The organism is Variovorax sp. S12S4 (assembly GCF_023195515.1).
Classification (GTDB): Bacteria; Pseudomonadota; Gammaproteobacteria; order Burkholderiales; family Burkholderiaceae_C; genus Variovorax.
Genome location: NZ_JALPKR020000002.1, coordinates 3,785,007 through 3,811,476, shown reverse-complemented (window position 1 = coordinate 3,811,476; position 26,470 = coordinate 3,785,007). Strand labels below are relative to the sequence as shown.

General features: G+C 65.3%; 26 protein-coding genes. 15 read left to right on the top strand and 11 right to left on the bottom strand.

The window, feature by feature from the left end; genetic code table 11:
* The first annotated feature begins 88 nt into the window (after positions 1–88).
* The 6 genes from M0765_RS18735 to M0765_RS18710 all read left to right on the top strand — a co-directional run bounded on the left by M0765_RS18735 (position 89) and on the right by M0765_RS18710 (position 7,059).
* Positions 89–952: an ABC transporter ATP-binding protein gene (locus M0765_RS18735; RefSeq protein WP_258505326.1), complete on the top strand. Its 864-nt coding sequence runs from the start codon at positions 89–91 to the stop codon at positions 950–952.
* Positions 949–1,830, top strand: a complete 882-nt coding sequence (locus M0765_RS18730; protein ID WP_258505325.1) for a branched-chain amino acid ABC transporter permease — start codon at positions 949–951, stop codon at positions 1,828–1,830. The genes M0765_RS18735 and M0765_RS18730 overlap by 4 nt, the downstream gene beginning before the upstream one ends.
* Positions 1,831–2,154: 324 nt before the next feature.
* Entirely contained in the window at positions 2,155–3,192 is a 1,038-nt protein-coding gene (locus tag M0765_RS18725; RefSeq protein WP_258505324.1) for a branched-chain amino acid ABC transporter permease, read from the top strand.
* Positions 3,193–3,208: 16 nt separating this feature from the next.
* Positions 3,209–4,393 (top strand): ABC transporter substrate-binding protein, encoded by a 1,185-nt coding sequence (locus M0765_RS18720; protein ID WP_258505323.1) that lies wholly within the window; start codon positions 3,209–3,211, stop codon positions 4,391–4,393.
* 3 nt (positions 4,394–4,396) lie between these two features.
* Positions 4,397–5,242 carry an ABC transporter ATP-binding protein gene (locus M0765_RS18715; protein WP_258505321.1) on the top strand — a complete coding sequence of 282 codons (846 nt, stop codon included), beginning with the start codon at positions 4,397–4,399 and terminating at the stop codon, positions 5,240–5,242.
* Positions 5,239–7,059, top strand: a complete 1,821-nt coding sequence (locus M0765_RS18710) for an AMP-dependent synthetase/ligase (protein ID WP_258505320.1) — start codon at positions 5,239–5,241, stop codon at positions 7,057–7,059. The genes M0765_RS18715 and M0765_RS18710 overlap by 4 nt, the downstream gene beginning before the upstream one ends.
* 16 nt (positions 7,060–7,075) lie before the next feature.
* Here the strand turns inward: M0765_RS18710 and M0765_RS18705 are convergent, their stop codons facing one another.
* Both M0765_RS18705 and clpB read right to left on the bottom strand, forming a co-directional pair.
* Complete coding sequence (locus M0765_RS18705) at positions 7,076–7,414, bottom strand: hypothetical protein (RefSeq protein WP_258505319.1); 339 nt, start codon at positions 7,412–7,414, stop codon at positions 7,076–7,078.
* 9 nt (positions 7,415–7,423) lie between these two features.
* Positions 7,424–10,045 (bottom strand): ATP-dependent chaperone ClpB, encoded by a 2,622-nt coding sequence (gene clpB, locus M0765_RS18700; RefSeq protein WP_258505318.1) that lies wholly within the window; start codon positions 10,043–10,045, stop codon positions 7,424–7,426.
* A gap of 110 nt (positions 10,046–10,155) precedes the next feature.
* Here clpB and M0765_RS18695 point away from each other — a divergent pair, with 110 nt between their 5' ends.
* Positions 10,156–11,151 carry a Bug family tripartite tricarboxylate transporter substrate binding protein gene (locus tag M0765_RS18695; protein ID WP_258505317.1) on the top strand — a complete coding sequence of 332 codons (996 nt, stop codon included), beginning with the start codon at positions 10,156–10,158 and terminating at the stop codon, positions 11,149–11,151.
* A 126-nt stretch (positions 11,152–11,277) separates the two neighbouring features.
* Here M0765_RS18695 and M0765_RS18690 read toward each other — a convergent pair whose 3' ends face one another.
* On the bottom strand, positions 11,278–11,754 hold the full coding sequence (locus M0765_RS18690; protein ID WP_258505316.1) for a molybdenum cofactor biosynthesis protein MoaE: 477 nt from the start codon (positions 11,752–11,754) through the stop codon (positions 11,278–11,280).
* 252 nt (positions 11,755–12,006) lie between these two features.
* Here M0765_RS18690 and M0765_RS18685 point away from each other — a divergent pair, with 252 nt between their 5' ends.
* A complete protein-coding gene (locus tag M0765_RS18685; RefSeq protein ID WP_258505315.1) occupies positions 12,007–12,903 on the top strand; it encodes a 4-hydroxy-tetrahydrodipicolinate synthase family protein in 897 nt (298 codons plus the stop codon).
* On the opposite strand, the gene M0765_RS18680 is transcribed toward M0765_RS18685, so the two are convergent.
* From M0765_RS18680 to M0765_RS18655, 6 genes are all read right to left on the bottom strand, one after another.
* Positions 12,890–13,141: a MoaD/ThiS family protein gene (locus tag M0765_RS18680; protein ID WP_258505314.1), complete on the bottom strand. Its 252-nt coding sequence runs from the start codon at positions 13,139–13,141 to the stop codon at positions 12,890–12,892. The genes M0765_RS18685 and M0765_RS18680 overlap by 14 nt on opposite strands.
* Before the next feature lie 11 nt (positions 13,142–13,152).
* Positions 13,153–14,430 (bottom strand): molybdopterin molybdotransferase MoeA, encoded by a 1,278-nt coding sequence (locus M0765_RS18675; protein WP_258505313.1) that lies wholly within the window; start codon positions 14,428–14,430, stop codon positions 13,153–13,155.
* Positions 14,423–14,968 (bottom strand): molybdopterin-guanine dinucleotide biosynthesis protein B, encoded by a 546-nt coding sequence (gene mobB, locus M0765_RS18670; RefSeq protein ID WP_126748873.1) that lies wholly within the window; start codon positions 14,966–14,968, stop codon positions 14,423–14,425. The genes M0765_RS18675 and mobB overlap by 8 nt, the downstream gene beginning before the upstream one ends.
* A gap of 84 nt (positions 14,969–15,052) precedes the next feature.
* Entirely contained in the window at positions 15,053–16,468 is a 1,416-nt protein-coding gene (gene thrC, locus M0765_RS18665; protein WP_258505312.1) for a threonine synthase, read from the bottom strand.
* A 21-nt stretch (positions 16,469–16,489) separates the two neighbouring features.
* Positions 16,490–17,812, bottom strand: a complete 1,323-nt coding sequence (locus M0765_RS18660; RefSeq protein WP_258505311.1) for a homoserine dehydrogenase — start codon at positions 17,810–17,812, stop codon at positions 16,490–16,492.
* Between the two features lie 25 nt (positions 17,813–17,837).
* Positions 17,838–19,067, bottom strand: a complete 1,230-nt coding sequence (locus M0765_RS18655) for a pyridoxal phosphate-dependent aminotransferase (protein ID WP_258505310.1) — start codon at positions 19,065–19,067, stop codon at positions 17,838–17,840.
* Positions 19,068–19,167: 100 nt separating this feature from the next.
* Between M0765_RS18655 and M0765_RS18650 the strand changes: the two genes are divergently transcribed.
* The 7 genes from M0765_RS18650 to M0765_RS18620 all read left to right on the top strand — a co-directional run bounded on the left by M0765_RS18650 (position 19,168) and on the right by M0765_RS18620 (position 24,446).
* Complete coding sequence (locus M0765_RS18650) at positions 19,168–19,551, top strand: Mth938-like domain-containing protein (RefSeq protein WP_258505309.1); 384 nt, start codon at positions 19,168–19,170, stop codon at positions 19,549–19,551.
* A gap of 135 nt (positions 19,552–19,686) precedes the next feature.
* The gene (locus M0765_RS18645) at positions 19,687–20,163 is read left to right on the top strand and encodes a peroxiredoxin (protein WP_007830801.1); all 477 of its coding nucleotides are present in this window, start codon (positions 19,687–19,689) and stop codon (positions 20,161–20,163) included.
* A 211-nt stretch (positions 20,164–20,374) separates the two neighbouring features.
* Entirely contained in the window at positions 20,375–22,186 is a 1,812-nt protein-coding gene (locus M0765_RS18640) for a PhoH family protein (protein ID WP_258505308.1), read from the top strand.
* Positions 22,187–22,348: 162 nt separating this feature from the next.
* Positions 22,349–22,720 (top strand): VOC family protein, encoded by a 372-nt coding sequence (locus M0765_RS18635; RefSeq protein WP_258505307.1) that lies wholly within the window; start codon positions 22,349–22,351, stop codon positions 22,718–22,720.
* A 54-nt stretch (positions 22,721–22,774) separates the two neighbouring features.
* Entirely contained in the window at positions 22,775–23,242 is a 468-nt protein-coding gene (locus tag M0765_RS18630; RefSeq protein ID WP_258505306.1) for a GyrI-like domain-containing protein, read from the top strand.
* Positions 23,239–23,706 carry an MGMT family protein gene (locus M0765_RS18625; protein ID WP_258505305.1) on the top strand — a complete coding sequence of 156 codons (468 nt, stop codon included), beginning with the start codon at positions 23,239–23,241 and terminating at the stop codon, positions 23,704–23,706. Before M0765_RS18630 ends, M0765_RS18625 begins: the two co-directional genes overlap by 4 nt.
* Positions 23,706–24,446 (top strand): helix-turn-helix transcriptional regulator, encoded by a 741-nt coding sequence (locus M0765_RS18620; RefSeq protein ID WP_258505303.1) that lies wholly within the window; start codon positions 23,706–23,708, stop codon positions 24,444–24,446. Before M0765_RS18625 ends, M0765_RS18620 begins: the two co-directional genes overlap by 1 nt.
* On the opposite strand, the gene dnaB is transcribed toward M0765_RS18620, so the two are convergent.
* On the bottom strand, positions 24,440–25,846 hold the full coding sequence (gene dnaB, locus M0765_RS18615; protein ID WP_157613155.1) for a replicative DNA helicase: 1,407 nt from the start codon (positions 25,844–25,846) through the stop codon (positions 24,440–24,442). The two genes, M0765_RS18620 and dnaB, sit on opposite strands and share 7 nt — an antisense overlap.
* Before the next feature lie 170 nt (positions 25,847–26,016).
* On the bottom strand, positions 26,017–26,469 hold the full coding sequence (gene rplI / locus M0765_RS18610) for a 50S ribosomal protein L9 (RefSeq protein ID WP_126748862.1): 453 nt from the start codon (positions 26,467–26,469) through the stop codon (positions 26,017–26,019).
* Between the last annotated feature and the right edge of the window lies 1 nt (position 26,470).

Genomic DNA, 26,470 nt, shown 5'->3' with positions numbered 1-26,470 from the left:
GTGACATTACCCGCCAGTAGGAATTTTACGGGCCAGTAGCTTTTCTGCCCTGGACACAAACCCTGACCCTATCCCAACCCTGCGAGCCATGCCTGACGAGCCCTCACGGGACGCCTCTCCCGCCTCTGCCTCCACCGTGCTGCAGGTCGAGGCGTTGACGCTCTCGTTCGGCGGCGTGAAGGCGCTGACGAACGTGGGCTTCGGCGTGGCCGCGGGCTCGATCACCGCGGTGATCGGCCCCAATGGCGCGGGCAAGACATCGCTCTTCAACACCATATCGGGCTTCTACAAGCCCGCGCAGGGCCGCGTGCTGTTCGAGGGCGAGGACATCACCCGCCTGCCCGCACCCAAGCGGGCGGCGCTCGGGCTGGCGCGCAGCTTCCAGAACATTGCGCTCTTCCGCGGCATGACGGTGCTCGACAACATCAAGCTCGGCCGGCATGCACACCTGAAGACCAATGTGTTCGACGCCCTCTGCTACCTGGGCCGGGCGCGGCGCGAAGAGGCCGAGCTGCGCCGCGACGTGGAAGAACGGATCATCGACTTCCTCGAGATCGACCACATCCGCCACGCCTCCGTGGCCGCCCTGCCCTACGGTTTGCAAAAGCGCGTGGAAATGGCGCGCGCACTGGCAATGCAGCCCAAGGTGCTGATGCTCGACGAGCCGGTGGCCGGCATGAACCGCGAAGAGACGGAAGACATGGCGCGCTTCATCCTCGACGTGCGTCGTGAGTGGGGCGTCACGGTGCTGATGGTCGAGCACGACATGGGCATGGTGATGGACCTGTCGGACCACGTGGTGGTGCTCAACTTCGGCCAGGTCATCGCGCAGGGCACGCCGGCGCAGGTGCAGGCCGACCCCGAAGTGATTCGCGCCTACCTGGGCGCGGGCGATGTCGGCGAGCTGCGGCGCAAGCTGCGCGGCGAGTCCATGGCGCAGGCGGCCGCATGATGGATTGGGCCTATCTCTTCGAAATCGCGCTCACGGGCATCGCGGGCGGCGGCCTCTATGCATTGGCCGCGCTGGCCTTCGTGCTGGTCTACAAGGCCACGCGCGTGGTCAACATCGCCATCGGCGAGATGCTGATGGTCGGCGCGTACCTGTTCTTTGCTTTCGCCGCGAGCTTCTCGCTGCCGATCTGGCTCGCGGTGCTGGGCTCGGTGATCGGCACAGGGCTGCTGGGCGCGGTGATCGAACGCACCATGATCCGGCCGCTCCTGGGCGAGCCGCCGATTTCGGTGTTCATGGTCACGGTCGGGCTCGCGTCCATCCTGGTGGGGCTGGTGGAGATCATCTGGACCGCCGACCAGCGCCGGCTGCCGGAGTTCCTGCCCAACGCACCGGTGATGATCGGCGACGCGTTCCTCGCCCCCAAGATTGCCTATGGCGCACTGATTGCCGTGGTGCTGATCGGGCTGGTGCTGCTGCTGTTCCGCTTCTGGCGCGGCGGCGTGGCGCTGCGGGCCACGGCGTCGGACCAGGCCGCGGCGTACTCGATGGGCATCAACGTACCCCGCGTGTTCTCGCTCGCATGGGTGACCTCGGCCATGATCGCCGCGGTGGCCGGCATCATCGTCGGCGCCATCGGCGGCATCTCTTCGTCGATGGGCGTGTTCGGGTTGTCGGTGCTGGTGGTGGTGATCGTAGGCGGGCTCGACAGCGTGCTGGGCGCGTTGGTCGGCGGCCTGTTCATCGGATTGGTGGAGGCGCTCGCGGGCTCGTATCTCGGCGGCGAATACAAGCTTCTGGCAACCTTCATCGTGCTGGTGCTCGTGCTGATGGTGCGGCCCTATGGGCTGTTCGGCACGCATGAGATCGAGAGGCTTTGAGATGGCGTCCTCTTGTGTTCGTGAGGCATGCTGTCCGGGGTGCGCACCCGCCGACGGGGTACCTTTCTCCGCGAATGTCCCCCGGCCTGCGGCCTCCTCCTTTATTTCGCTGCGCAAGGCACCCCATCGACGTGTGCGTCATACGCGCCGGTCGTTGATCAGCGTTGCACCACGAGCGCGCCCCAATGCACAGGGCATCGGGTGCTCCCCGCAGCGAACTAAAGGAGGAGCCGAAGGCGGGGGACATTCGCGGAGGGGAGTACCCGGTGGCCTTTGCACGCGCCCCGAGCAGCAACGCAAAAAACACAAGCAGAGGGAAAACCGATGCGCATAGGCACCCTCAAGCAAAGCTACACAGCCGATGCGGCGCTGTTCGACTCACGCACCCAGAAGGCATGGCTGGCAATCGGCGCAGCCCTGCTGGTGCTGTTCCCGTTCATGGCCAGTGACTACTGGCTCTATCTCGCCTGCCTTGTCGCAATCAACGTGGCCAGCGCCACGGGCCTCAACATCCTCACCGGCTACACCGGGCTGGTGAGCCTGGGCCAGGCGGCGTTCATGGGCCTGGGCGCCTACACCGTCGCCATCATGCAGACCCGGCTGGGCACGCCCTTCGTGCTGAACATCGTCGCAGGCGGCATCGTCGCCATGCTCGGCGGGCTGGTCGTCGGCCTTCCCTCGCTGCGGGTGAAGGGCCTGTACCTGGCCATCGCAACCATTGCCGCGTCATTCATTGCGCACTTTTTGTTCGCCAACCTCAAGCTCACGGGCGGAACCTCGGGCCTCTCGCTGCCGCCGGCGCAGTTCTTCGGGCTGCCGCTGGACACGTCGTTCCGCCTCTACTGGGTGATCGTGCCCGTAATGGTGCTCATGGTGCTGGGCGCCGCCAATCTGTTTCGCACCCGCGTGGGCCGTGCCTTCATTGCCATCCGCGACCGCGACATCTCGGCCGAGGTGCTCGGCATTCCGCTGTTGCGATACAAGCTGCTGTCGTTCGGTCTCTCGTCGTTCTATGCCGGCGTGGCCGGCGGGCTGTGGGCCTACTTCTTCCGCGTGGTCACGCCCGAGAGCTTTCCGCTCCTGATGTCGATCTTCTTCCTGGCCGCCATCATCGTCGGCGGCATGGGCACGATCCTTGGTGGGATCTTCGGCGCGGTGTTCATGACCATGGTGCCCGAACTGCTCAAGCTGGTGGTCGACCTGCTGCCGGGCGGTGTCGAGATGACCGTGTTTCTCTCACCCGTGCGCACCGTCGTGTTCGGGTTGCTCATCGTCGGATTTCTGGTGTTCGAGCCGCATGGGCTCGCAGAAGTGTGGCGGCGCATCCGCCGCTTCTTTCATCTATGGCCCTTCCGTAACTAGACCGCAGGAGACACGCATGCCCAAGACACCGAAGCTTTTCCAGCACCGCCGCGCATTGCTGATTGCCGCCGGCCTCGCAGCCGCCGTTCCATTTGCTGCCAGCGCGCAGGGTAACGAAGACATCGTCATCGGCGGCTCGATTCCGATGACCGGCGTGTTCGCCTTCGCGGGCGTCGGCATCAATGCCGGCATTGCCGACTACGTGAAGATCGTCAACGACGCGGGCGGCATCAAGGGCCGCAAGCTGCGCTACGTGCCCGAAGACACGGGCTACAAGGTCGACGTGTCGGTGGCGGCCTTCAAGAAGATCACGAGCCAGAACAAAGTCAACCTGTATTACGGCGACTCGACCGGCTTCTCCAAGACCATCAACCCCGAGCTCGACCGCAACGGCCAGATCCTGATGGCCGGCGCATCGTTTGCAACCGAGCTGAACGACTCCGCCAAGTACCCCAACCAGTTCCTGGTCGGGCCCGACTACACCGAACAGTTCGGCATCCTGCTGCGCCACATCGCCAAGGAGAAGCCGGGTGCCAAGGTGGCCTTCGTGTACTCCGACTCCGAGTTTGGCCGCGACCCGATCGAGGCCAGCGAGGCGGCCGCCAAGAAGCTGGGCCTCACCGTGCCGGTCAAGCTCATGACACCGCCGGGCAGCGTCGACGTGTCGACCGAAGTCATCAAGCTGCGCCGGGCCGCGCCTGACTACACCATCTTCCACGGCTACATCCTCGCGCCGATTCCCGAGTTCATCCAGCAGGGCAAGCAGATGGGCATGACCAGCAAATGGATGGGCACTTTCTGGACGATGGACAGCTCGACGGTCATGAAGATGGGCGAAGGCGCCGACGGCTTCATGGGCGTGATGCCCTACCGCTACTACTACGACACCTCGGCCAAGGCGCCGATGCTCGACAAGATCCGTGCGCTGCGCCCCGAGTACCAGAGCACGGCCTACACGCAGGGCTTTCTCACCGCAATGCTGTTCACCGAGGCGGCCAAGCGCACGCTGGATGCGGGCAAGCCGCTGGACGGCAAGAACCTGAAGGCCTCGCTCAACACCATCAAGAACTTCGACACCGGCGGCATCGTCGGCACGCCAATCACCATCAAGGGCAACTCGATTCCGGTGGGCCGCGTCTACAAGGCCGACATGAAGGCGCAGAAGATGGTGGCGGCCTCGGACTGGATCTCGCTGAACTGAACCATGAACCTGTCCGCGGCTGCGCCCGCCTTCGAAAGGGCTGACCTTGTCTTGGAGGTCAACAACATCGAGGTGGTCTACAACAAGGTCGTGCAGGTGCTGCGCGGACTGTCGCTCGCCGTGCCGCGTGGACAGATCGTGGCGCTGCTGGGCAGCAACGGCGCAGGAAAGTCGACCACGCTGAAAGCGGTGTCTGGGCTGCTGGCGCTGGAGGACGGCGAGGTCGAGGCGGGCCGCATCGTGTTCGACGGTGCACCCACCGCACAGCTGGCGCCGCAGCAACTCGTGCGGCGGGGGCTCAGCCATGTGATGGAAGGCCGGCGCATCTTCGAGGACCTCACCGTCGAGGAGAACCTCGTGGCCGCAACCTATGCGCTGACAGGCCGCGCAGGCACCGCAACCCCGCGCAACTTCGACGATGTGTACGCCTATTTCCCCCGCCTGCACGAACGCCGCAAGGGCCTGGCAGGCTACCTTTCCGGCGGCGAGCAGCAGATGCTGGCCATCGGCCGCGCGCTCGTCGCGCAACCGAAGCTCATCCTGCTCGACGAGCCCTCGCTCGGCCTCTCGCCCAAGCTGGTGGAGGACATCTTCACGATCATCGCGCGCATCAATGCGGAGCGCGGCACCTCGATGCTGCTGGTCGAGCAGAACGCGAGCGTGGCGCTGGCCATTGCGCACACGGGCTACATCATGGAAAGCGGCAAGGTGGTGATCGACGGCAGCGCCGAGCGTCTGGCTGCCGACCCCGATGTGCGCGAGTTCTACCTGGGCGTGGGCGGCGGCGGCGAGTCGCGCAGCTTCCGCGCGCTGAAGCACTACAAGCGCCGCAAGCGCTGGCTCTCATGACCGATGCTGCGCTTCCCTCGCTCACCCTGCCGCAGATGCTGCGCGAGCAGGCGCGGCTGCGGCCCCATCGCATCGCAATCCGCCAAAAGGACTTCGGCATCTGGCATCCGCTGGACTGGCGCGGCTACCTGCGGCGCGCCACGCACTTCGGCCTTGGGCTGCATGCGATGGACCTTGCGCCGGGCGGCCACCTTGGCGTGATCTCGGAGAACCGGGTCGAATGGCTCATCGCGCAGATGGGCGCGGGGCTGACCGGTGCCGTCACCGTCGGCGTGTACCCGACCAGCCCGAGCAACGAGGTGGCCTACGTGGTCGCGCATGCAGACATCGAAGTGATCGTCTGCGAGGACCAGGAGCAGACCGACAAGGTGCTGCACGCCATCGACCAGTTGCCGCGCCTGCGCAGGATCGTGGTGATCGAGACCAAGGGCCTGGCGAGCTACCCGCCCGAGGTGCGCGCGCTTGTCTCGACCTTCGCGGAAGTCGAGCAGGCCGGCGCGGAGGCCGAGGCGCGCGACGGCACCGCACTCGTCGACGCCGCGCTCGAGCGCCAGACGCTGGCCGACATCGGCTTGATGATCTACACCTCGGGCTCCACCGGCAAGCCCAAGGGCGCGATGATCTCGTACCGCAACATACGCGGCGTGGTGCCCGGCATCGTCGAGCGGCTGGCGCTGGACGGCGACACCACGCACCTGTCGTACCTGCCGCTGTGCCACGTGGCCGAGCAGATGCTCACGGCCTTTGTGCCGCTGTACCTGGGCTCGCAGGTGAACTTCGGCGAATCGATCCGCACCGTGCAGGAAGACCTGCGCGAAGTCGCGCCCACCATGTTCCTGGGCGTGCCGCGCATCTGGGAAAAGCTGCACGCCGGCATCAGCATCAAGATGCAGGAGGCCGGCCGGCTGCAGCGTGCGCTGTTCAACCGTGCGATTGCCGCCTGCGCGCCGCTGGCCGAAAAGCCGCGCAACACATGGACCGTGGCCGAGCGCGGCCGCTTCGCACTGCACTACTGGACGGTGCTGCGCGCGCTGCAGAACTTCATCGGCCTGCGGCGCGCGCGCATTGCGCTCACCGGCGCGGCGCCGATTCCGCCCGACGTGGTGCGCTTCTTTCGCACGCTGGGCGTGCCGCTGGTGGAGGTGTACGGGCTCACCGAATCGACCGGCATGATCGCGGGCCATCGCCGCGATGCCGTGAAAGTCGGCACCGTCGGCGTGCCCACGCTGGGCACCGAACACCGCATCGGCGAAGCGGGTGAGCTGCTGGTGCGCGGCGACATGGTGTTCGAGGGCTACTACAAGAACCCTGAGGCCACCGCCGCGTCCATACGCGACGGCTGGCTGTACACGGGCGACGTGGTGCGGCAAGAAGACGGCCAACTGCGCATCGTCGACCGGCTCAAGGACATCATGATCACGGCCGGCGGCAAGAACCTCACGCCCTCGGAAATCGAGAACACCATGAAGGGCAGCCCTTTCATCAAGGAATGCATCGTGGTGGCGGACGGACGCAAGTTCGTCGGCGCGCTGCTGCAGATCGACTACGAAACGGTGGGCAAGTGGGCCGAGGCGGAGCGCATTCCGTTCACGCATTTCCGCTCGCTGGTCGAAGAGCCGCGCGTGCGCGCGCTCATCGAATCGGAAGTTTCACGCGGCAACGACAAGCTCGCGCAGGTGTCGCAGATCCGGCGTTTTCACCTGCTCACAAAAGAGTTGGACCACGACGACGGCGAAGTCACCGCAACCATGAAGGTGCGGCGCTCCAGCATCTACAAGGCTTACGCGGAAGAAATCGAGGCGCTGTACCGCGCCTGATCGGTGCGGGGGCGGCTTACTCGCCGCGAGCAGGCCGGGCCCGCACGTCGGTCACGTCGCCGGCCGGACGCAGCGACAGCGGGCTGCGCACCGATTCGCCGCGCGCGCGCGCATTGGCCACGTCCGCGGCGTTGGGTTCGGCCGGCTTTGCCGCATTGCGAAAACGCTCAAAGCCCGAGCGCGGGTCGAAGCGCCCGCCCATCGAGGCCATCCAGGGCGTCACGGGCTTGCCCGTGATCCGGCCCCAGGCGTAGCGCACGCCCCACACAGCGGCCAACAGCGTGACCGCCACCGCCAGGCTGGCCGCGAAAACCAACCCCAGGAGCAGAAGAATGACGCGAAAAATGAAGTTCATCATCCGACTTTAGGCCGCAACGGCCTCCGATGGTTCCCCGGCCTTCGTAAACGAAAAATGGCCAGGGTTCCGGATCGGGTCGGTGTTGACTTCGATCGTGTCCTTCGGCCCGAAGCTGCCGTCGAGCAGCAGCTTCGAGAGCGGGTTCTCGATGCGCTGCTGGATGGCGCGCTTCAGCGGCCGGGCGCCGAACACCGGGTCGAAGCCGACCTTGGCAATTTCGGCCAGCGCCGCGGGCGACACCTCGAGCGCCAGGTCCATCTTGGCGAGCCGCGCCTGCAGCACCTTGAGCTGGATCGCGGCAATCGATTCGATGTTCTTCGCGTCGAGCGCGTGGAACACGACCGTCTCGTCGATGCGGTTCAGGAACTCGGGGCGGAAGTGGTTCCGCAGCTCGCCCCACACCGCTTCCTTGATGTCTTCGGCCGGCTGCCCCACCATCGACTGGATGATGGGCGAGCCGATGTTGCTCGTCATCACGATCACGGTGTTCTTGAAGTCCACCGTGCGGCCCTGGCCGTCGGTCAGGCGGCCGTCGTCGAGCACCTGCAGCAGCACGTTGAACACATCGGGGTGCGCCTTCTCGACCTCGTCGAGCAGCACCACGCTGTAGGGCTTGCGGCGCACGGCCTCGGTGAGGTAGCCGCCCTCTTCATAGCCCACGTAGCCCGGCGGCGCGCCGATGAGGCGGGCCACCGAATGCTTCTCCATGAACTCGCTCATGTCGATGCGGATCAGGTGGTCTTCGCTGTCGAACAGGAAGCCCGCGAGCGCCTTGCACAGCTCGGTCTTGCCCACGCCCGTGGGGCCGAGGAACAGGAACGAGCCGGTCGGGCGGTTCGGATCCGAAAGGCCCGAGCGCGAGCGGCGGATGGCGTTGGCGACCGCACCGATGGCCTCGTCCTGCCCCACGACGCGTTCGTGCAGCTTGTCTTCCATCACGAGCAGCTTGTCGCGTTCGCCCTGCATCAGCTTGGCAACCGGAATGCCGGTGGCGCGCGCCACGACCTCGGCAATTTCTTCCGATCCCACCTGGGTGCGCAGCAGCGTGGGCGCGCTCGACTTGCCCTTGTTCGCTTCGCTTTCCTCGGCTTCGTGCAGGCGCTTTTCCAGCGCCGGCAGCTGGCCGTACTGCAGCTCGGCGAGCTTGTTGAAGTCGCCCTTGCGCTTCCACTCTTCGATTTCGAACTTGATCTTGTCGATGTCTTCGCGGATCTTCGCGCTGCCTTGCGCCTGCGCCTTCTCGGCCTGCCAGATCTCGTCGTAGTCGGCGATCTCCTTCTGCAGGCGCGCAATCTCGTCCTCGATCAGGCCGAAGCGCTTCTGCGAGGCCTCGTCCTTTTCGCGGCGCACGGCTTCACGCTCGATCTGCAGCTGGATCAGGCGGCGGTCGAGCCGGTCCATCACCTCGGGCTTGGAGTCCATCTCGATCTTGATCTTGGCCGCGGCCTCGTCGATCAGGTCGATGGCCTTGTCGGGCAGGAAGCGGTCGGTGATGTAGCGGTCGCTCAGCTCCGCAGCGGCCACGATGGCCGGGTCTGTGATCTGCACGCCGTGGTGCACTTCGTACTTTTCCTGCAGGCCGCGCAGGATGGCGATGGTGGCCTCGACGCTCGGCTCGCCCACGATGATCTTCTGGAAGCGGCGCTCCAGCGCGGCGTCCTTCTCGATGTACTTGCGGTATTCGTCGAGGGTGGTGGCGCCCACGCAATGCAGCTCGCCGCGCGCGAGCGCCGGCTTGAGCATGTTGCCGGCGTCCATGGCGCCCTCGGCCTTGCCGGCGCCGACCATGGTGTGCAGTTCGTCGATGAAGACGATGGTCTGGCCTTCGTCCTTCGCGAGTTCGTTCAGCACGGTCTTCAGCCGCTCTTCGAACTCGCCGCGGAACTTGGCACCAGCCAGCAGCGCGGCCATGTCCAGCGACAGCACCCGCTTGCCCTTGAGCGACTCGGGCACCTCGCCCGCGACGATGCGCTGCGCCAAGCCTTCGACGATGGCGGTCTTGCCGACGCCGGGCTCACCGATGAGCACGGGGTTGTTCTTGGTGCGGCGCTGCAATACCTGAATGGCACGGCGGATTTCCTCGTCGCGGCCGATGACCGGATCGAGCTTGCCCAGGCGGGCACGCTCTGTCAGGTCGAGGCAATATTTCTTGAGGGCTTCGCGCTGGCCTTCGGCATCGGCGCTATTCACGCCTTGCCCGCCGCGCACGGCGTCAATGGCCGATTCGAGCGACTTGCGGCTGAGGCCGTTCTCCTTGGCGATCCGGCCGATGTCGGACTTGCTGTCGGCCACGGCCAGCAGGAAGAGTTCGCCCGCAATGAACTGGTCGTTGCGCTTGATGGCCTCTTTCTCGGTGGCTTGCAGCAGCTTGCCGAGCTCGGGACCGACTTGCACGATGTCGTGGCCCTGCACCTGCGGCAGCTTCTTGATGGCCGCCTCGGCCGCGTTTGCAAGGCCCTGCACGTTGACGCCGGCGCGTTCCAGCAAGGCGCGCGGGCCGTCCTCCTGGCGCAGCATGGCGACCAGCAGGTGGGCCGGTTCGATATAGGCGTTGTCGTTGCCGAGCGCGAGCGTCTGGGCGTCGCTCAGCGCTTCCTGGAACTTGGTGGTGAGTTTGTCTTGTCGCATGGTGGTATTCCTGCACTCAAAATAGGACTGTTCGGGCGCGATTCAAGATGTCCGGCGCATCGGGCACGGCTATTGCACTGTGCCTCGTCATTTTTCGAATGGAGTCGATCATGGTTTTTTCAATGCAGCAGCGCCCTCATCCGGTTCGCCGGGCGCTCGGCGTCGGCCTCTTTGTAGCGGCCCTGGGCCTCGCAGGCGTTGCGCAGGCGCAAGGCACGCCTGTCCGCATCCTGGTCGGCTTTCCGGCCGGCGCGGGCACGGATGCCATTGCACGTACGCTGGGAGAAAAACTCAAGGACGTGCTGGGCGTGCCGGTGGTGGTCGAAAACCGCGCCGGTGCGGGCGGGCAGATCGCGGCCCAGGCACTCAAGGCTGCCCCGGCCGACGGCCATACGCTGTTCCTCTCGCATGACCATTCGATCTCCATCTTGCCGCAGGTGGTGAAGAACCCCGGCTTCAACCCCGCCACCGACTTCGTGCCCGTGGCCGGCTTCGCCACTTTCGCCAACGTGCTCGCCGTGTCGGGCGGCACGCCGGCCAAGAGCATCGATGAATACGTGAAGTGGGTTCGCACCCAGCGCGGCGGCAAAGAGACCATCGGCATTCCGGCGCCTGCGTCGATTCCCGAGTTCCTGGTGAAGATGATCTCGGAAAAATACAAGATCGACGTGCAGCCCGCACCCTACCGCGGCAGCGCGCCAATGACGGCAGATATGCTGGGCAATCAGATCACCGCGGGCATTGCCTCGGTGCCGGACTTCATCGAGAACCACAAGGCGGGCAAGGTGCGCATCGTCGCCTCCATCGGCGCCAAGCGGCAGGCCGTGCTGCCGAACGTGCCGACCTTCACCGAGCTGGGCTTCTCCAACCTGGAAGACTTGCCCTACTACGGCATCTTCGCGCCCGTGGGTACGCCGCAGCCGGTCATCGACAAATACGGCGAGGCGCTGCAGAAGGTGCTGGCCATGCCCGACGTGAAGCAGAAGCTGACGACGATGGGGCTCACCGTGGCGTATGAGCCGCAAGGGCAGTTTGCCGGCCGCGTGCGCAGCTATACGCAGACGTGGGAGCGCATCATCCAGTCGAGCGGTTTCAAGCCCCTCTGACCGCTCTTGCCCCCTCTCCCTCTGGGAGAGGGTTGGGGTGAGGGCATGTGCCGCCGATGAGGCGCGGTGCTCAGCGAGGGCTGCTGCCCTCACCCTGCCCTCTCCCAGAGGGAGAGGGAAAAGACATCAAGCGTTGTTGGCGGTAATGCCCCAACGCGCCAATGCCGCGTCATCGCTCACCCGCGCATCCACCCAACGGGCGCCCTCAGGCGTCTGTTCCTTCTTCCAGAACGGCGCCTGCGTCTTCAGATAGTCCATCAGGAACTCGCAGGCCTCGAAGCTCTGGCCGCGGTGGGCCGACACCACCGCCACCATCATGATCTGGTCGAGCGGCTGCAGCAGGCCCACGCGATGGATCACGCGTGCACCCAAAATATCGAAACGCTTGTGCGCCTCGTCGATCATGGCCTCGATGGCTTTCTCGGTCATGCCGGGGTAGTGCTCGAGTTCCATCGAGGCGATGGCGCTGCCGTCGTTGCGGTCTCTTACCGTGCCGACAAAGCTGCACACTGCGCCCACGCGTTTGTCGCCGGCACGCAACGCGGCGACCTCCTGTCCCAGGTCGAAATCGGCTGTCTGGATCGAAACGCGTGCATCGCTCATGCCGGGATTGTGGCACCGCGCTAGACTTCGGCAATGCCTTGCCACGCCACGCTCTTCACAGTGCTTTCGCACTTGGGAAGCAGCCGCGCGCGCCAAAGCAGCAAAGCCAAAAAACCAAAGCTCGTCTGACCGGAGCTGCGGTTCCGTCGTCGGATGAGCGACGGAACCTGCAAAGGCCTTGGCCCCGATTTGGGTTGCGCGCGCATCGAACGACGGTTCTTTCCATCGGTCGATTCCTCAAAGGAAGCTCGCGTGTCGCAATCATCAAACCCCTCCGCCAATCCTGATTTCTCGGGCCTCTGGATTCCTCTTGTCACGCCGTTTCGCGGCGGCGCCGTCGACCATGCCGCGCTGTCGGCGTTGGTACGCCGGCTCGCCGACGATGGCGTGGCCGGCTTCGTGGTCTGCGCCTCGACGGGCGAAGCCGCCGCGCTCGATGAAACGGAACAGCTGGCCGCGCTCGACACCGTGCAAGCCGCCGCCGGCGGGCTGCCGATCATCATGGGCCTCTCGGGGTACCACCTGGGCAAGACGACGGCCTGGGTACGGCGGCTCGCCGAACGCCCCCTGGCGGGGCTGCAGGTGCCCGCGCCGCACTACATCCGGCCGTCGCAGGCCGGTCTGCTCGAATGGTTCCGCGCCATTGCCGACGCCAGCGCCGCGCCGGTGCTGGTCTACGACATTCCCTACCGCACCGGCGCGACCATTGCGCGCGAAACACTGCTGACCCTCGCCGAGCACCCACGCATTCGAGGCATCAAGGACTGCGGCGGCGACATGGCCAAGACGCGCGCCGTGATTGCGGACGGCAGGCTGCAGGTGCTGTCCGGCGAAGACCACCAGATCTTCAGTACGGTGGCCGAAGGCGGCGTGGGCGCCATCGCGGCGAGCGGGCATGTGCAGACGCGGCGCTTTGTGCAACTGCTGCGCCTCTTGGCCGACAACCGGCTTGCGGAAGCGCGCGCCGAGTGGCAGCTGCTGCAGCCGTTGATAGAGATGTTGTTTGCCGAACCGAACCCGGCGCCGCTCAAGGCGCTGCTGGCGCATGACGGATCGATGAGCGATGAATTGCGCTCGCCGATGACTCGCGCATCCGATGCGTTGCGCGACCGGTTGGTAGAACTCGACGCCCGGCTCAGCCGCCCGTAACGGGCGGGAAGAAGGCGACCTCGGCGCCCTCGCGCAGCGCGGCCGCCTCGTCGCTCATGACCTGATCGAGCGCCATGCGCACGGCCTTGCCGCGTGCAAGTGCCGTGGCGTACGCCCCGCCGCGTGCAATGAGTTCGTCGCGCAAGGCGGCCAGCGTGCCGGCGCCGGTTTCCACGGTTTCGCCGCTGGTGGCGAGCGCCTCGCGCACGGAGGCGAAATAACGGATCTGGACCTTCATGGATGTGCGGTTCAGGCCAGCAGCGAGGCCAAGGGGATGAATTTCACCGTGTCGCCAGCCTTGATGGTCTGGCCCGGCGGGTTGTCGATGACGCCGTCGCCCCAGACCATCGACGTCAGCACGCCCGAGCTCTGGTTGGCGAACAGGTCGAGCCCGCCGGCCGCGTTGCGCCGCGCGCGCAGGAACTCGCGGCGCTTGTCGGCGCGCGGCCAGTCGAAGTCGGCACGCATCGGCACGGGCTCGGGCGCCACGCGCGTGGCGCCCTGCAGCGTCAGCAGGAAGGGCCGCACGAGCAGCAGAAAGGTCAGGAAGCTGGAGACGGGGTTGCCGGGCAACCCGGTCACGTGGCAGCGGCCCTTTGCGTCGCCTCCCGCCCTGGGGATCGATCCGTAGGCGAAAGGCTTGCCGGGCTTCATCGAGAGCGACCACAGCTGCAATTCGCCAAGCGCCTGCATCGCGGCCTTGATGTGGTCTTCTTCTCCCACGGACACGCCGCCAGTGGTGATGATCAGATCGCTGCCCTCGGCAGCGCCGCGCAGCGCCTCGATGGTGGCTTCGCGCTTGTCGGGCACGATGCCCAAGTCGTTCACCTCGCAGCCCAGCCGATGCAGCAAGGCGCGCATGAAAAAGCGGTTGGAGTTGTAGATCGCGCCGGGCTTCATGGCCTCGGGCGCGACTTCACCGGGCATCACCAGTTCATCGCCGGTGGACAGCAGCGCCACACGCGGCCGCCGCGCCACCTGGAGCCGGTCGAAGCCGATGCTCGCGGCAAGCCCCAGTGCCGCGGGCGTCAGGCGCTCGCCCTTGCGCAGCACGACGTCGCCGGAGGCCACGTCTTCGCCAGCGCGGCGAATCCATTGGCCGGCGGTGGGAGCCACCTGGATGCGCACCGCGCCAAGCCCGCCTTCCTGCGGCACGGCCTGCGTGTCTTCCTGCATGACGACCGCATCCGCGCCTTCGGGAATCTGCGCGCCCGTGAAGATGCGCGCCGCCGTGCCGGCCGCCATCGGCGTGCCCACGGTTCCGGCGGGAATGCGCTGCGCGACCTGGAGCAAGGCGCCAGGCGCGGCGCAGTCGGCCACGCGCACCGCGTAGCCGTCCATCGAACTGTTGTCCCGGGGCGGCACGGTGAGCGCGGAGACCATGTCTTGCGCCAGCACCCGGCCGTCCGCGTCGAAGGTGGCAACGCTTTCGGCGGGCAGCTTCGGTTGCGCTTTTTCGAGCAGACTTGCCAACGCATCGTCGAGCGCCATCAGCGGCGGGCGCGAGGGAGGAGCGGTGTCAGCCATGATGTTCGGGGTTGTATTCGAAGCGGCTTCCGCTGTCGATCAGCCACTGCGCGATGCCCTCGATGTCGTCGAGGTCGAACATGGGGAGGTTGGTAGGCGCCGGCAATCCTTCGGGCGCGTTGGTGGCAATGGCGGTCACGAAGGCATCGTCGATGTACTTCGAAGGCCGAGGCGCCTGGCCTGCTTCGGGCGCGCGCCACACTTCGATCTTCAGCAGGTCGCTGTGCTTGAAGCCCTCGACCAGCACCCAGTCGACACCATCGTGAAGCTCCGCAATGAGGTCGTGCACCGTCAGCTGCGCGGGCTGCTCGAATTCGCGGATCAGCGCAAGCCGCTTGTCCGATGCCACGACCACCTCGAAAGCACCCGCCTCGCGATGGCGGTAGGTGTCCTTGCCGGGATGGTCGATGTCGAACTTGTGATGCGCATGCTTGACCACCGACACGCGCTGCCCATGGAGCCTGAGCACCGGAATCAGGCGCTCGACCAGCGTGGTCTTGCCCGAACCCGAGTACCCGGAAAAGCCGATCACCTTCATGTCGAATTCCTGTGGCTGCTATCTAGGCAACAGTCGAATGCAAATGTGCAAATGCGGGGCGGCCATTTCGGCGTGCGGCGGCAGTCAATCGCAGTTCTGGGCGATGTAGGCCTTCACGGCTTCGACATCGGCCGGAAGCTTCACCACCCGCTTGGGCAGCGCCTCAATGCCTTCGAACCTGGCCGGCCGCGCGGGCTCGTGGCCGAGAGCCTCCACCAGCGTGGCGGCAAACTTGATGGGCAGCGCGGTCTCGAGCACCACCATCGGCACGCCGGGTGTGAGGTGTTCGCGAGCGGCCTTGAGGCCGTCGGCCGTGTGCGGATCGACCAGCGTGGCAAAGCGCTTCTCGGTGTCGCGAATGGTCGCAAGGCGGTCGGCATGCGTGCTGCGGCTGCTCTTGAAGCCGAAGCGTTCTGCCGCTTGCTCGAATGCGGGTTCGCCGCTCAGGTCGAAGCGGGCTTGGCTGCCCAGTTCGTCCACGAACAGCGAGCGCAGCCTGCCGGCATCGCGCCCCACCAGGTCGAACACGAAGCGCTCGAAATTGCTGGCCTTGCTGATGTCCATCGAAGGGCTTGAGGTTTCGTGCGTATCGGCCGCCGCGCGAACGCGGTAGATGCCGGTGCGGAAGAACTCGTCGAGCACGTCGTTCTCGTTGGTGGCCACCACCAGCGTGTGGATGGGCAGGCCCATCATGCGCGCCACGTGGCCCGCGCACACGTTGCCGAAGTTGCCTGACGGCACGGTGAAGCTCACCGGCTTGTCGTTGCCCGCCGTGGCCTGGAAGTAGCCGGCAAAGTAGTAGACGACCTGCGCGAGCAGGCGCGCCCAGTTGATCGAGTTGACCGTGCCGATGCGGTACTTGCGCTTGAAGCCCAGGTCGTTCGACACCGCCTTGACGATGTCCTGGCAGTCGTCGAACACGCCGGTGATGGCAATGTTGTGGATGTTCTCGTCCTGCAGGCTGAACATCTGCGCCTGCTGGAACGGGCTCATGCGGCCGTCCGGCGAGGTCATGAAGACGCGCACGCCCTTCTTGCCGCGCATGGCGTACTCGGCGGCGCTGCCGGTGTCGCCGCTGGTGGCGCCAAGAATGTTGAGCTCGGCGCCGCGGCGGGCCAGTTCGTATTCGAACAGGTTGCCCAGGAGCTGCATCGCCATGTCCTTGAAGGCAAGCGTCGGGCCGTTGGACAGGGCTTCGAGGTACACGCCGTCTTCGAGCTCACGCAGCGGCACGATTTCTTCGCTGCCGAACACTTCGGGCGTGTAGGTCTTCGCGCAGATGGCTTTCAGGTCGGCCGGCGGAATGTCGTCGATGTAGAGCGAGAGAATCTCGAACGCCAGCTCCGCATACGGCAGGTCGCGCCATTTCGCGAGCGTGGCGGTATCGACTTGCGGATAGTGCTCGGGCAGGTAAAGCCCACCATCCGGCGCGAGGCCTTCAAGCAGGATTTCGCAGAAACGCTTGCGGTCCGGGTGCCCGCGGGTGCTCAGGTAGTTCACGATGGTTCTCTTGTGCCGTCCTCAGGACAGCTCTTCCTTGCGGATGCGCACGATCGGCTGCAGCACCGTGGGCAAAGCCTGCAGTTCGGCGAGCACGTCGTTCACCGTGCCTTCGCGCGCGTCGTGCGTGAGGATGATCAGGTCGGTCTGGGTGGAACCTTCGCCGCCCACTTCGTCGGCTTCGCGCTGCAGCACCGCGTCGATGCTGATGCCGGCAGTGGCCAGCAGGCCCGTGACCTTGGCAAGCACGCCGGCCTGGTCGGCCACGCGCAGGCGCAGGTAGTAGCTCGTGACCACCTCGGTCATCGGCAGCACCTTCAGGTCGCTCATGGCGTCGGGGTGGAAGGCCAGGTGCGGCACGCGGTGCGCGGCGTCGGCCGTGTGCAGGCGCGTGATGTCGACCAGGTCGGCGATCACCGCGCTGGCGGTCGGCTCGCTGCCCGCGCCCTTGCCGTAATACAGCGTGGTGCCGACGGCGTCGCCGTGCACCACCACGGCGTTCATCGCGCCCTCCACGTTCGCAAGCAGCCGCTTCGACGGCACCAGCGAGGGATGCACGCGCAGCTCGACGCCCTGCGCCGTGCGCTTGGTGATGCCGAGCAGCTTGATGCGGTAGCCGAGCTGTTCGGCGTACTTGATGTCTTGCGCGGCCAGCTTGGTGATGCCTTCGATGTGCGCCTTGTCGAACTGCACCGGAATGCCGAACGCGATGGCGCTCATCAGCGTGACCTTGTGGCCGGCGTCGACGCCCTCGATGTCGAAGGTCGGATCGGCCTCGGCATAGCCCAGGCGCTGCGCCTCCTTGAGCACGGTGGCGAAATCCAGCCCCTTGTCGCGCATCTCCGAAAGGATGAAATTGGTGGTGCCGTTGATGATGCCGGCCAGCCACTGGATGCTGTTGGCCGTGAGGCCTTCGCGCAGCGCCTTGATGATCGGAATGCCGCCGGCCACCGCGGCCTCGAAAGCCACCATCACGCCCTTGGCGTGCGCGGCCGCGAAGATCTCGGTGCCGTGCACCGCGAGCAGCGCCTTGTTGGCCGTGACCACGTGCTTGCCGGCCGCAATGGCCTCGAGCACCAGCTGCTTCGCAATGCCGTAGCCGCCGATCAGTTCGATGACGATGTCGATGTCCGGATTGGCAATGACGTCGCGCGCATCGGAGACGACACGCACGCCCTCGCCCGCCACTTCGCGCGCACGCGCCTGGTCGAGGTCGGCCACCATCGTGATCTCGATGCCCCGGCCCGCACGTCGCTTGATTTCTTCCTGATTGCGCAGCAGCACCTTGAAGGTGCCGCTACCGACCGTGCCTGCACCGAGCAGGCCTACTTGAATGGGTTTCATTGGGGATTCGCGTTGAGGGTTCGTGTCAGTCGGTCTTGCTGCGCAGACGGTACAGCTCCAGGAATCTGGCGATGCGGTGAATCGCTTCGCGCAGGTCGTCCTCGTGAGGCAGGAACACGATGCGGAAGTGGTCCGGCGTGGCCCAGTTGAAGCCCGTGCCCTGCACCAGCATGACCTTGGTTTCTCTCAGCAGCTCAAGAAAGAACTGCCGGTCGTCCTCGATGGGATAGATCTTCGGATCGAGCTTGGGAAACATGTAGAGCGCAGCGCTGGGCTTGACGCAGCTCACGCCCGGAATGGCCGTGATCAGCTCGTAGGCCAGGTCGCGCTGGCGCCGCAGGCGGCCGCCGTCGCCCACCAGGTCGTTGATGCTCTGGTAGCCGCCAAGGGCAGTCTGAATGGCCCACTGGCCGGGCACGTTGGCGCAAAGACGCATGTTCGAGAGCATGTTCAGGCCCTCGATGTAGTCCTGCGCGCGCTTCTTGTCGCCCGAAACCACGAGCCAGCCTGCGCGATAGCCGCACGAACGGTAGCTCTTGGAAAGCGAATTGAAGGTGAGCGTGAGCACGTCGGTCGAAAGGCTCGCGATGGCGGTGTGCTTGACGTTGTCGTACAGCACCTTGTCGTAGACCTCGTCCGCGAAGATCACCAGGTCGTGTTCGCGCGCAATGGCCACGATGCTCTTGAGCAATTCGTCGGAATAGAGCGCACCCGTGGGGTTGTTGGGGTTGATGACCACGATGCCCTTGGTGCGGGGCGTGATCTTGGCGCGGATGTCGTCCAGGTCGGGCATCCATCCGTTGGCCTCGTCGCACAGGTAGTGCACCGGCGTGCCGCCCGAAAGGCTCGATGCGGCCGTCCACAGGGGGTAGTCGGGCGCCGGAAGCAGCATTTCGTCGCCGTCGTTCAGCAGCGCGTTGGTGGCCATGGCGATCAGTTCGCTCGCGCCGTTGCCCAGGTAGATGTCGTCGAGCGTGACGCCGGCAATGCCCTGCTTCTGCGTTTCGTGCATCACGGCCTTGCGCGCCGCGAAGATGCCCTTGCTGTCCGAATAGCCCGCCGAGGCCGGCAGGTTGCGGATCATGTCCTGCTGCACTTCCTCGGGCGCATCGAAACCGAACACGGCGAGGTTGCCGATGTTGAGCTTGATGATTTTCTGGCCCTCTTCCTCCATCTGCTTCGCGGCGTCCATGATGGGGCCGCGGATGTCGTAGAGCACATTGGCCAGCTTGGCCGATTTCTTGAACTGCTTCAAAGGGCCCTCCCGGGCGCGGGTTACTCGATGTCGAAAGGCCCTTGGAGGCCTCGTGTCACTGGGGAAAACCTATAATTTGACCACAGTTCCCAGTGCCCCGATGAAGCTCCAGCCCGACAAATCCGACGCCCAGTCCCTTACCGCTCACGGCCCCGGGTGGGTTGCGATCAACAACGAGAAGGTCGAGGGCAGCGTGGTGGTCGGCTCCCGGGGCGAGCGCTTCGAATGGAATTGCACCCGCTTCGACCAGCTGGGGCCCGAGCATTTCGCCCAACTGGCCTCGCTTGGCGCGGAATTGATCATTTTTGGAAGCGGATCGCGCATCCGTTTTCCACAGGCCGCCTGGCTGCAGCCGCTCATGGCCAGGCGCACCGGCGTGGAGACCATGGACACCCCTGCCGCCTGCCGTACCTACAACATCCTGGCCGGCGAAGGCCGCCATGTGATTGCCGCCCTGCTGGTCGAACCGCCCCAGGATGGCTGAGGGGGCGCTTTTCGGGGTAAAATACCGGGTTGCGAACAGGCCAGCTGCCCTCAGTTAGCAACGACCAATCCTCCATTCATCGGGTCTGCCCGAAAGAGCTCGATTCAATGGAAACCAACGGAGAAAACAAGTTTCATGGCGATCGTTGTCAACAAACCCATTCCTGAATTCGACGCCAACGCCACGGGCGGCTTGAAAGTCTCGAATACCTCGCATCTCGGCCACGTGCTGGTCATGTATTTTTACCCGAAAGATAACACTCCGGGTTGCACGACCGAAGCCATGCAGTTCCGCGACCGCTACAAGGACTTCGAAAAAGCCGGCGCCACCGTGTTCGGCGTGTCCCGCGACAACATGAAGTCGCACGACGAGTTCAAGGCCAAGCTCGAACTCCCGTTCGAACTCATCGCCGACACCGAAGAAAAAATGTGCCACATGTTCGGCGTGGTCAAGAACAAGATCATGTACGGCAAGAAGGTCAAAGGCATCGAGCGCAGCACCTTCCTCATCGGCGCCGACGGCATCCTGAAGGCCGAATGGCGCGGCCTCAAGGTCCCCGGCCATGTCGACGACGTGCTCAAGGCCGTCAAGGCCCTCAAGAAGGCTGCCTGACAGTTACAAGAAGCGCCTTCTGTGCGCTTTTGCTTCGCTTCGTGGGGAATGCCCAACGAACGGTGCAAAGAGCACGAGACGCGTCACGGCCGGTGTGCATAATGGCCTCATGCCGTTGAGCTCCACGACCGCATCCCCCGAACAAAGCCGCCTTGGTCTACAGGCGGCTTTTTCGTTTTCTGGTTTCCAACTCCTGCGAGCGACCTGACACATGCCATTGCCTCCCGCCCCCACGAAACGCGCCGCATTGCTCTCGCCGGATGCGCACGATGCACCCGCCCGCTCCTCGCACAAGGGATCGCGCCGCTCAGGCGAATCGCGCGCCGACTCGGCCTCGACGAGCGGCTCCCAGCCCCTGGAATTGTTCGACCGCAATGCCGCGGAAGCGGTCGGCGGCAGCGCGGAGGCCGCCCCTGCGACGCGTGGCCGGTCGAAACCTGCCTCGTCCCGCAACCAGGAGCGGAACCAGGAACGCAACGAGGACCGAAACCGGGAGCACCGGCCCGCTGCCCGCGGCGAGCCTGAAGCACCACCGGCGGCCTATGTGCCGGCGCCGGCGCAAGTGGCGGTGCCGCAGGCCCCGGCCCGCACCAAGCGCGCCAAGTCCAATGGACCGGCCAAGCTGTTCGTGCTCGATACGAATGTGCTTCTGCACGATCCGATGTGCCTGTTCCGCTTCGAGGAACACGACATCTTCCTGCCGATGATCGTGCTCGAGGAACTGGACGGCCACAAGAAGGGCACCACGGAAGTGGCCCGCAACGGCCGCCAGACCAGCCGCACGCTCGACGCCCTGGCGGCAGCGCAAGACGCCGACATTGCCAAGGGCCTGAAACTCGACACCACGGGCCACCGCGAGGCCGGCGGCAAGCTGTTCTTCCAGACCGCGCCGCTCGACTATTCGCTGCCGGTCAGCCTGCCCCAGGGCAAGGCGGACAACCAGATCCTCGGCGTGGTCCAGGCTTTGCGCGACCAGTACGCCAAGGACCAGCCCGGCCGTCCCAAGCAAGAGGTGGTGCTGGTGTCGAAGGACATCAACATGCGCGTCAAGGCGCGCGCCCTCGGCCTGGCCGCCGACGACTACCAGAACGACAAGACGCTGGAGGACGGCGACCTGCTCTACGCGGGCTCGCTCGCGCTGCCGGCCGACTTCTGGACGCGCCAAAGCAAGACGGTCGAGAGCTGGCAAAGCGGCAGCAGCACCTTCTACCGGATCAGCGGCCCGCTGGTGCCCAACCTGTACATCAACCAGTTTGTGTACTTCGAGGCGCCGGGCGAGCCGAGCATGTATGCGCGCGTCACCGAAATCCGCGACAAGACCGCGGTGTTCAAGACGCTGAAGGACTACAGCTCGGGCAAGAACGCGGTGTGGGGCGTGAACACGCGCAACCGCGAGCAGAACTTCGCGATGAACCTGCTGATGGATCCAGAGGTCGATTTCGTCACCCTCACCGGCACGGCCGGCACCGGCAAGACGCTGATGGCGCTGGCGTCGGGCCTGACGCAGGTGCTCGACGACCGCCGCTACACCGAGATCATCATGACCCGCGCCACGGTGAGCGTGGGCGAGGACATCGGCTTCCTGCCTGGCACCGAGGAAGAAAAAATGGGCCCCTGGATGGGCGCGCTCGACGACAACCTCGAGTTCCTGGCCAAGGGCGATGGTGGCGGCGCCGGCGAATGGGGCCGCGCGGCCACCAACGAGCTGATCCGCAGCCGCATCAAGGTCAAGAGCATGAACTTCATGCGCGGCCGCACCTTCCTGAACAAGTACGTGATCATCGACGAAGCGCAGAACCTGACGCCCAAGCAGATGAAGACGCTGATCACCCGCGCTGGCCCTGGCACCAAGATCATCTGCATGGGCAACCTCGCGCAGATCGACACGCCGTACCTCACGGAAGGCTCCTCGGGCCTGACCTTCGCGGTCGACAAGTTCAAGGGCTGGCCGCACGGCGGGCACATCACGCTGGCGCGCGGCGAGCGTTCGCGGCTGGCCGACTTCGCGAGCGACGTGCTCTAGGCCGCCCTCCCGCGACTGCCGAGCAATCAAGGCCCGCGCATGCTCCCAGGAGCATGCGCGGGCTTTTTTTCGTCCGTGGTGACAGGCTCCTGACACGACGTTGTCAGGAGCCTGTCCGCACCATCGAGGCTCCTTCAACGCACAAACGAAAGAGAGCACTTCATGCAAAACGCCATCAGCTGGTTCGAGATTCCGGTCGCCGACATCGACCGTGCGCAAGCCTTCTACGAAACCGTTCTTGGCCGCACGCTGCGCCGCCAAGAGTTCGGCGGTGAAACGCTCGCCGTCTTTCCCTACGACAATCCGGCCACGGGCGGTGCCCTGCAGGCCGGTGCCAACGCCAGCGCACGCGCGGGCAGCGGCATCCGCATCTACCTCGATTGCATGCCGAGCATCGATGCCGTGCTTGCCCGCGTCGAGGCGGCCGGGGGCCAGATCGTGGCGCCCAAATCGGCGCTGCCCGAGGGTATGGGTTTCATTGCCCATCTGCGCGATACCGAGGGCAACGAAGTCGGGCTCCACGCCCTTGCCTGATCGACGAGCCGCAGCGCTTCGCAGCACGGCCCCAACAACATCAAGACATCATTCATGCAGGAGAAGAACCAGATGGAACCGGTCCGCCAGCACCATGGCGAATTTCAGGTCGCGGGCCTCACGGCCCGCACCAAGAACAGCGAAGAGAACGACGCTGCCACGGCCCGCATCGGCCCGTTGTGGAACCGCTTCTTCACCGAGGAGACCTACCGCTCGACGCCCCACCGCACGCAGGACGCCCGCATCTTCGGCGTGTACTCCGGCTATGAGTCCGACGCCCATGGCGCGTTCGACGTGACTGTGGGTGTGGCCGTTTCGGACGGAACAGGGGCAGTGGGCATCGAAGCCGGTGACTACCTCGTCTTTTCCGGCCAAGGTGAAATGCCGCACATGGTGATCGATACCTGGCAGCGCATCTGGCAGTATTTCGAGGCAAACCCCACAATCACGCGCCGCTACCGCAGCGATTTCGAAGCGTACGACGGGCCTGACAAAGTGGCGATCCACATCGGAATTTCATGAGCACCAAGAAGAGCTGGCGCGACAGGCTCGCCGGCTACCCGCACCTGCCGAACGTCAAGGAGATTCCTCCACCCCTGCGCAAGCGGCACGGCGAGGGCACCATTGCAACGCCCTCACCCCGCGAGGTCGAAGAGGCGATGCGGGAAATTCCGGAAGGCCGGCTCGCCACCGTCTTTGGCATTGGAGAGAACATTGCCGTGCGTCACCGTGCCACCATCGGCTGCACGGTGACGACCGCGATCTTTGCGCACATGGTCGCGCATGCGGCCACAGAAGCCGTGCAGGCGGAGGCCGAGACGCCTTACTGGCGCACGCTCAAGATCGGCGGCGAGCTCAACGCCAAATATCCGGGTGGCATCGAGGCGCAAATGACAAGGCTCGAGGCTGAAGGCCACACAGTCGTGCAGCGCGGCAAGCGCTACTTCGTCGAAGACTTCGCGAAGAAACTTGCCCGGACACACTGATGCGCCGCGCCGACCGCCTGTTCCAGCTCGTGCAGATCATCCGTGGCCGGCGGCTCACCACGGCCGCCTTCCTGGCGCAGCGCCTGGAAGTGTCGGAACGCACCGTGTACCGCGACGTCGCCGACCTTCAGCACCAGGGCGTGCCCATCGAAGGCGAAGCGGGCGTGGGCTACAGGCTTGGTGCGGGCTTCGAACTGCCGCCGCTGATGTTCAGCCAGGAAGAGGCGTCCGCCCTCGTGGCCGCGGCCCGGCTCGCGCAGAGCTGGGTCGATCCGGCGCTGGCGCGCAACATCGAAACGGGGCTGGGCAAGATTCTTTCGGTGCTGCCGGCGGCGGCACGCGTGTCGGCTGAGGCGCTGGCGCTCTATGCGCCCGCGCTGGGCTTGGATGACACCATCCGAGCCAGGCTGCAGATCTTGCGCGAGGCCGTCGAAGCGCACCAGAAGCTGCGCCTCAGCTATCGCGATGTATCGGGCGATGCCAGCGAGCGCACTGTGCGTCCGCTCGGCTGCTTCTACTGGGGCAAGGTCTGGACGCTTTCGACTTGGTGCGAGCTGCGCAGCGACTTTCGAGGTTTTCGCCTCGACCGCATGGATGCGGTCGATGTGCTGCCGGAGCGGTTTCGCGACGAAGCGGGCAAGACACTGGCCGACATGATGCGCCAACTGAAGGCGCGGGCTGCGGCCGAATGCAACGCTGCGGAAACAGCAGCGGCCACGCCAAGTCCGCAGCGTCAATAGTCGTCGCTGCTGCCGTAGCTGGCCAGATTCTCGAACTTGGTGAGCGGCTTCAGGAAAGCCAGCTTCACGGTGCCCGTGGGCCCGTTCCGGTGCTTGCTGATGATCACCTCGGCCACGCCCGGCTCCTTGCTGTTCTTGTCGTAGTAGTCGTCGCGGTAGATGAACATGATGATGTCCGCGTCCTGCTCGATGGCGCCGGATTCGCGCAAGTCGCTCATCATGGGGCGCTTGTCGGTACGGCTTTCAACGCCGCGGCTCAACTGCGACAGCGCGATCACCGGGCACTTGAGTTCCTTGGCGAGCATCTTCAGGCCGCGGGAGATTTCGCCCACCGCGGTCGCGCGGTTCTCGTCGCCGCTCATGCTGGTCGACATGAGCTGCAGGTAGTCGACCACGATCAGGCCGAGCCGCCCGTACTGCCGCGCGAGCCGGCGTGCATTGGCCCGCAGCTCACTGGTAGAGAGGCCGGGCGTTTCGTCGATGTGCAGCGACACGTTGCGCAGCTTCTCGATGGCCTCTGTCAGGCGCGGCCACTCTTCGTCGCTGAGCTTGCCGGTGCGCAGGTGCCCCTGGTCGATGCGCCCGATCGAGCCGACGATACGCACCGCCAACTGCGAGGCACCCATTTCCATCGAGAAGACCGCCACCGGCAGTCCTTCGTTCAGGGCCACGTGCTCGGCGATGTTGATGGCCAGCGAGGTCTTGCCCATGGAGGGACGCGCGGCCAGCACGATCATGTCGCCCGGCTGCAGGCCCGAGGTCATCTTGTCGAACTCGTAGAAGCCCGTGCGCACGCCCGTGATGTCGTTCGGGTTCTCGGCCATCTCGGTCACGCGGTCGAGCAGTTCGACCACCAGGGCGTCCATGCTCTGGAAGCCCTGCTTCATCCGCGTGCCTTCTTCGCCGATGTTGAAGATCTTCTGCTCGGCCTCGTCCAGGATCTTGTCGACCGACTTGCCCTGCGTGTTGAAGGCGTTGGTCGCGATCTCGTCGCTCGCGGACACCAGTTTTCGCAGGATGGAGCGCTCGCGCACGATCTCGGCGTAGCGGCGAATGTTGCTCGCGCTTGGCACGTATTGCGCGAGCGAGTTCAGGTAGACCAGTCCGCCAATTTCCTCGGCCTTGCCCAGGCCCTGCAGCTGCTCGTAGACCGTGATGACGTCGGCCGGCTTGCTGGCATTGATCAGCCCGCCGATGGCCGCGTAGATCAGCTTGTGTTCGTGGCGGTAGAAGTCGCCGTCCACCAACAGGTCGCCCATGCGGTCCCATGCGCCGTTGTCGAGCAGCAGGCCGCCGAGCACGCTCGACTCGGCCTCGATCGAGTGAGGCGGAATGCGGAGTTTGGCGACTTGGCGATCGGCCGACGGGTCATTGTCGGCATAGGAGAAAACGGCGGACATGGACTTCCCTTGCAACCCTGCATGCTAAGCCGCGCGCGGCGTTGCGCGTGTGGACAAGGTTGTGAATAAACGGTGATCTTCCGGTGCAACGGAGTGGAAAACCCAGAGGCACAAAAACAAAAGCCGCCCGGAGGCGGCTTTTGCGGCAGCGCACAAGGCGCCGCAGACGATCAGGCGGTTTCGCCGTAGACCGTCACGGTGATGTCGACCACCACGTCAGTGTGCAGCGCAACGCTCACGGTGCTGTCGCCGACGACCTTGATCGGGCCGTTGGGCAGGCGCACTTGCGACTTGGCAACCTTGTAGCCTTGCTTGCCGAGCTCTTCGGCGATGTCGCCGTTGGTGACCGAGCCGAACAGACGGCCGTCAACGCCAGCCTTTTGGGTCAGCTTGATGGTCGTGCCGCCGAGCTTCTCGCCCTGCGCTTGCGATTCGGCCAGCTTGGCGGCCGCAGCCTTTTCGAGTTCGGCGCGCTTGGCTTCGAATTCGGCCTTGTTGGCAGCGGTGGCGCGGCGGGCGCGGCCCGACGGAATCAGGAAGTTGCGTGCGTAGCCGTCCTTGACCTTGACGATATCGCCCAGGCCACCGACGTTGACAACCTTGTCCAGAAGAATGATTTGCATG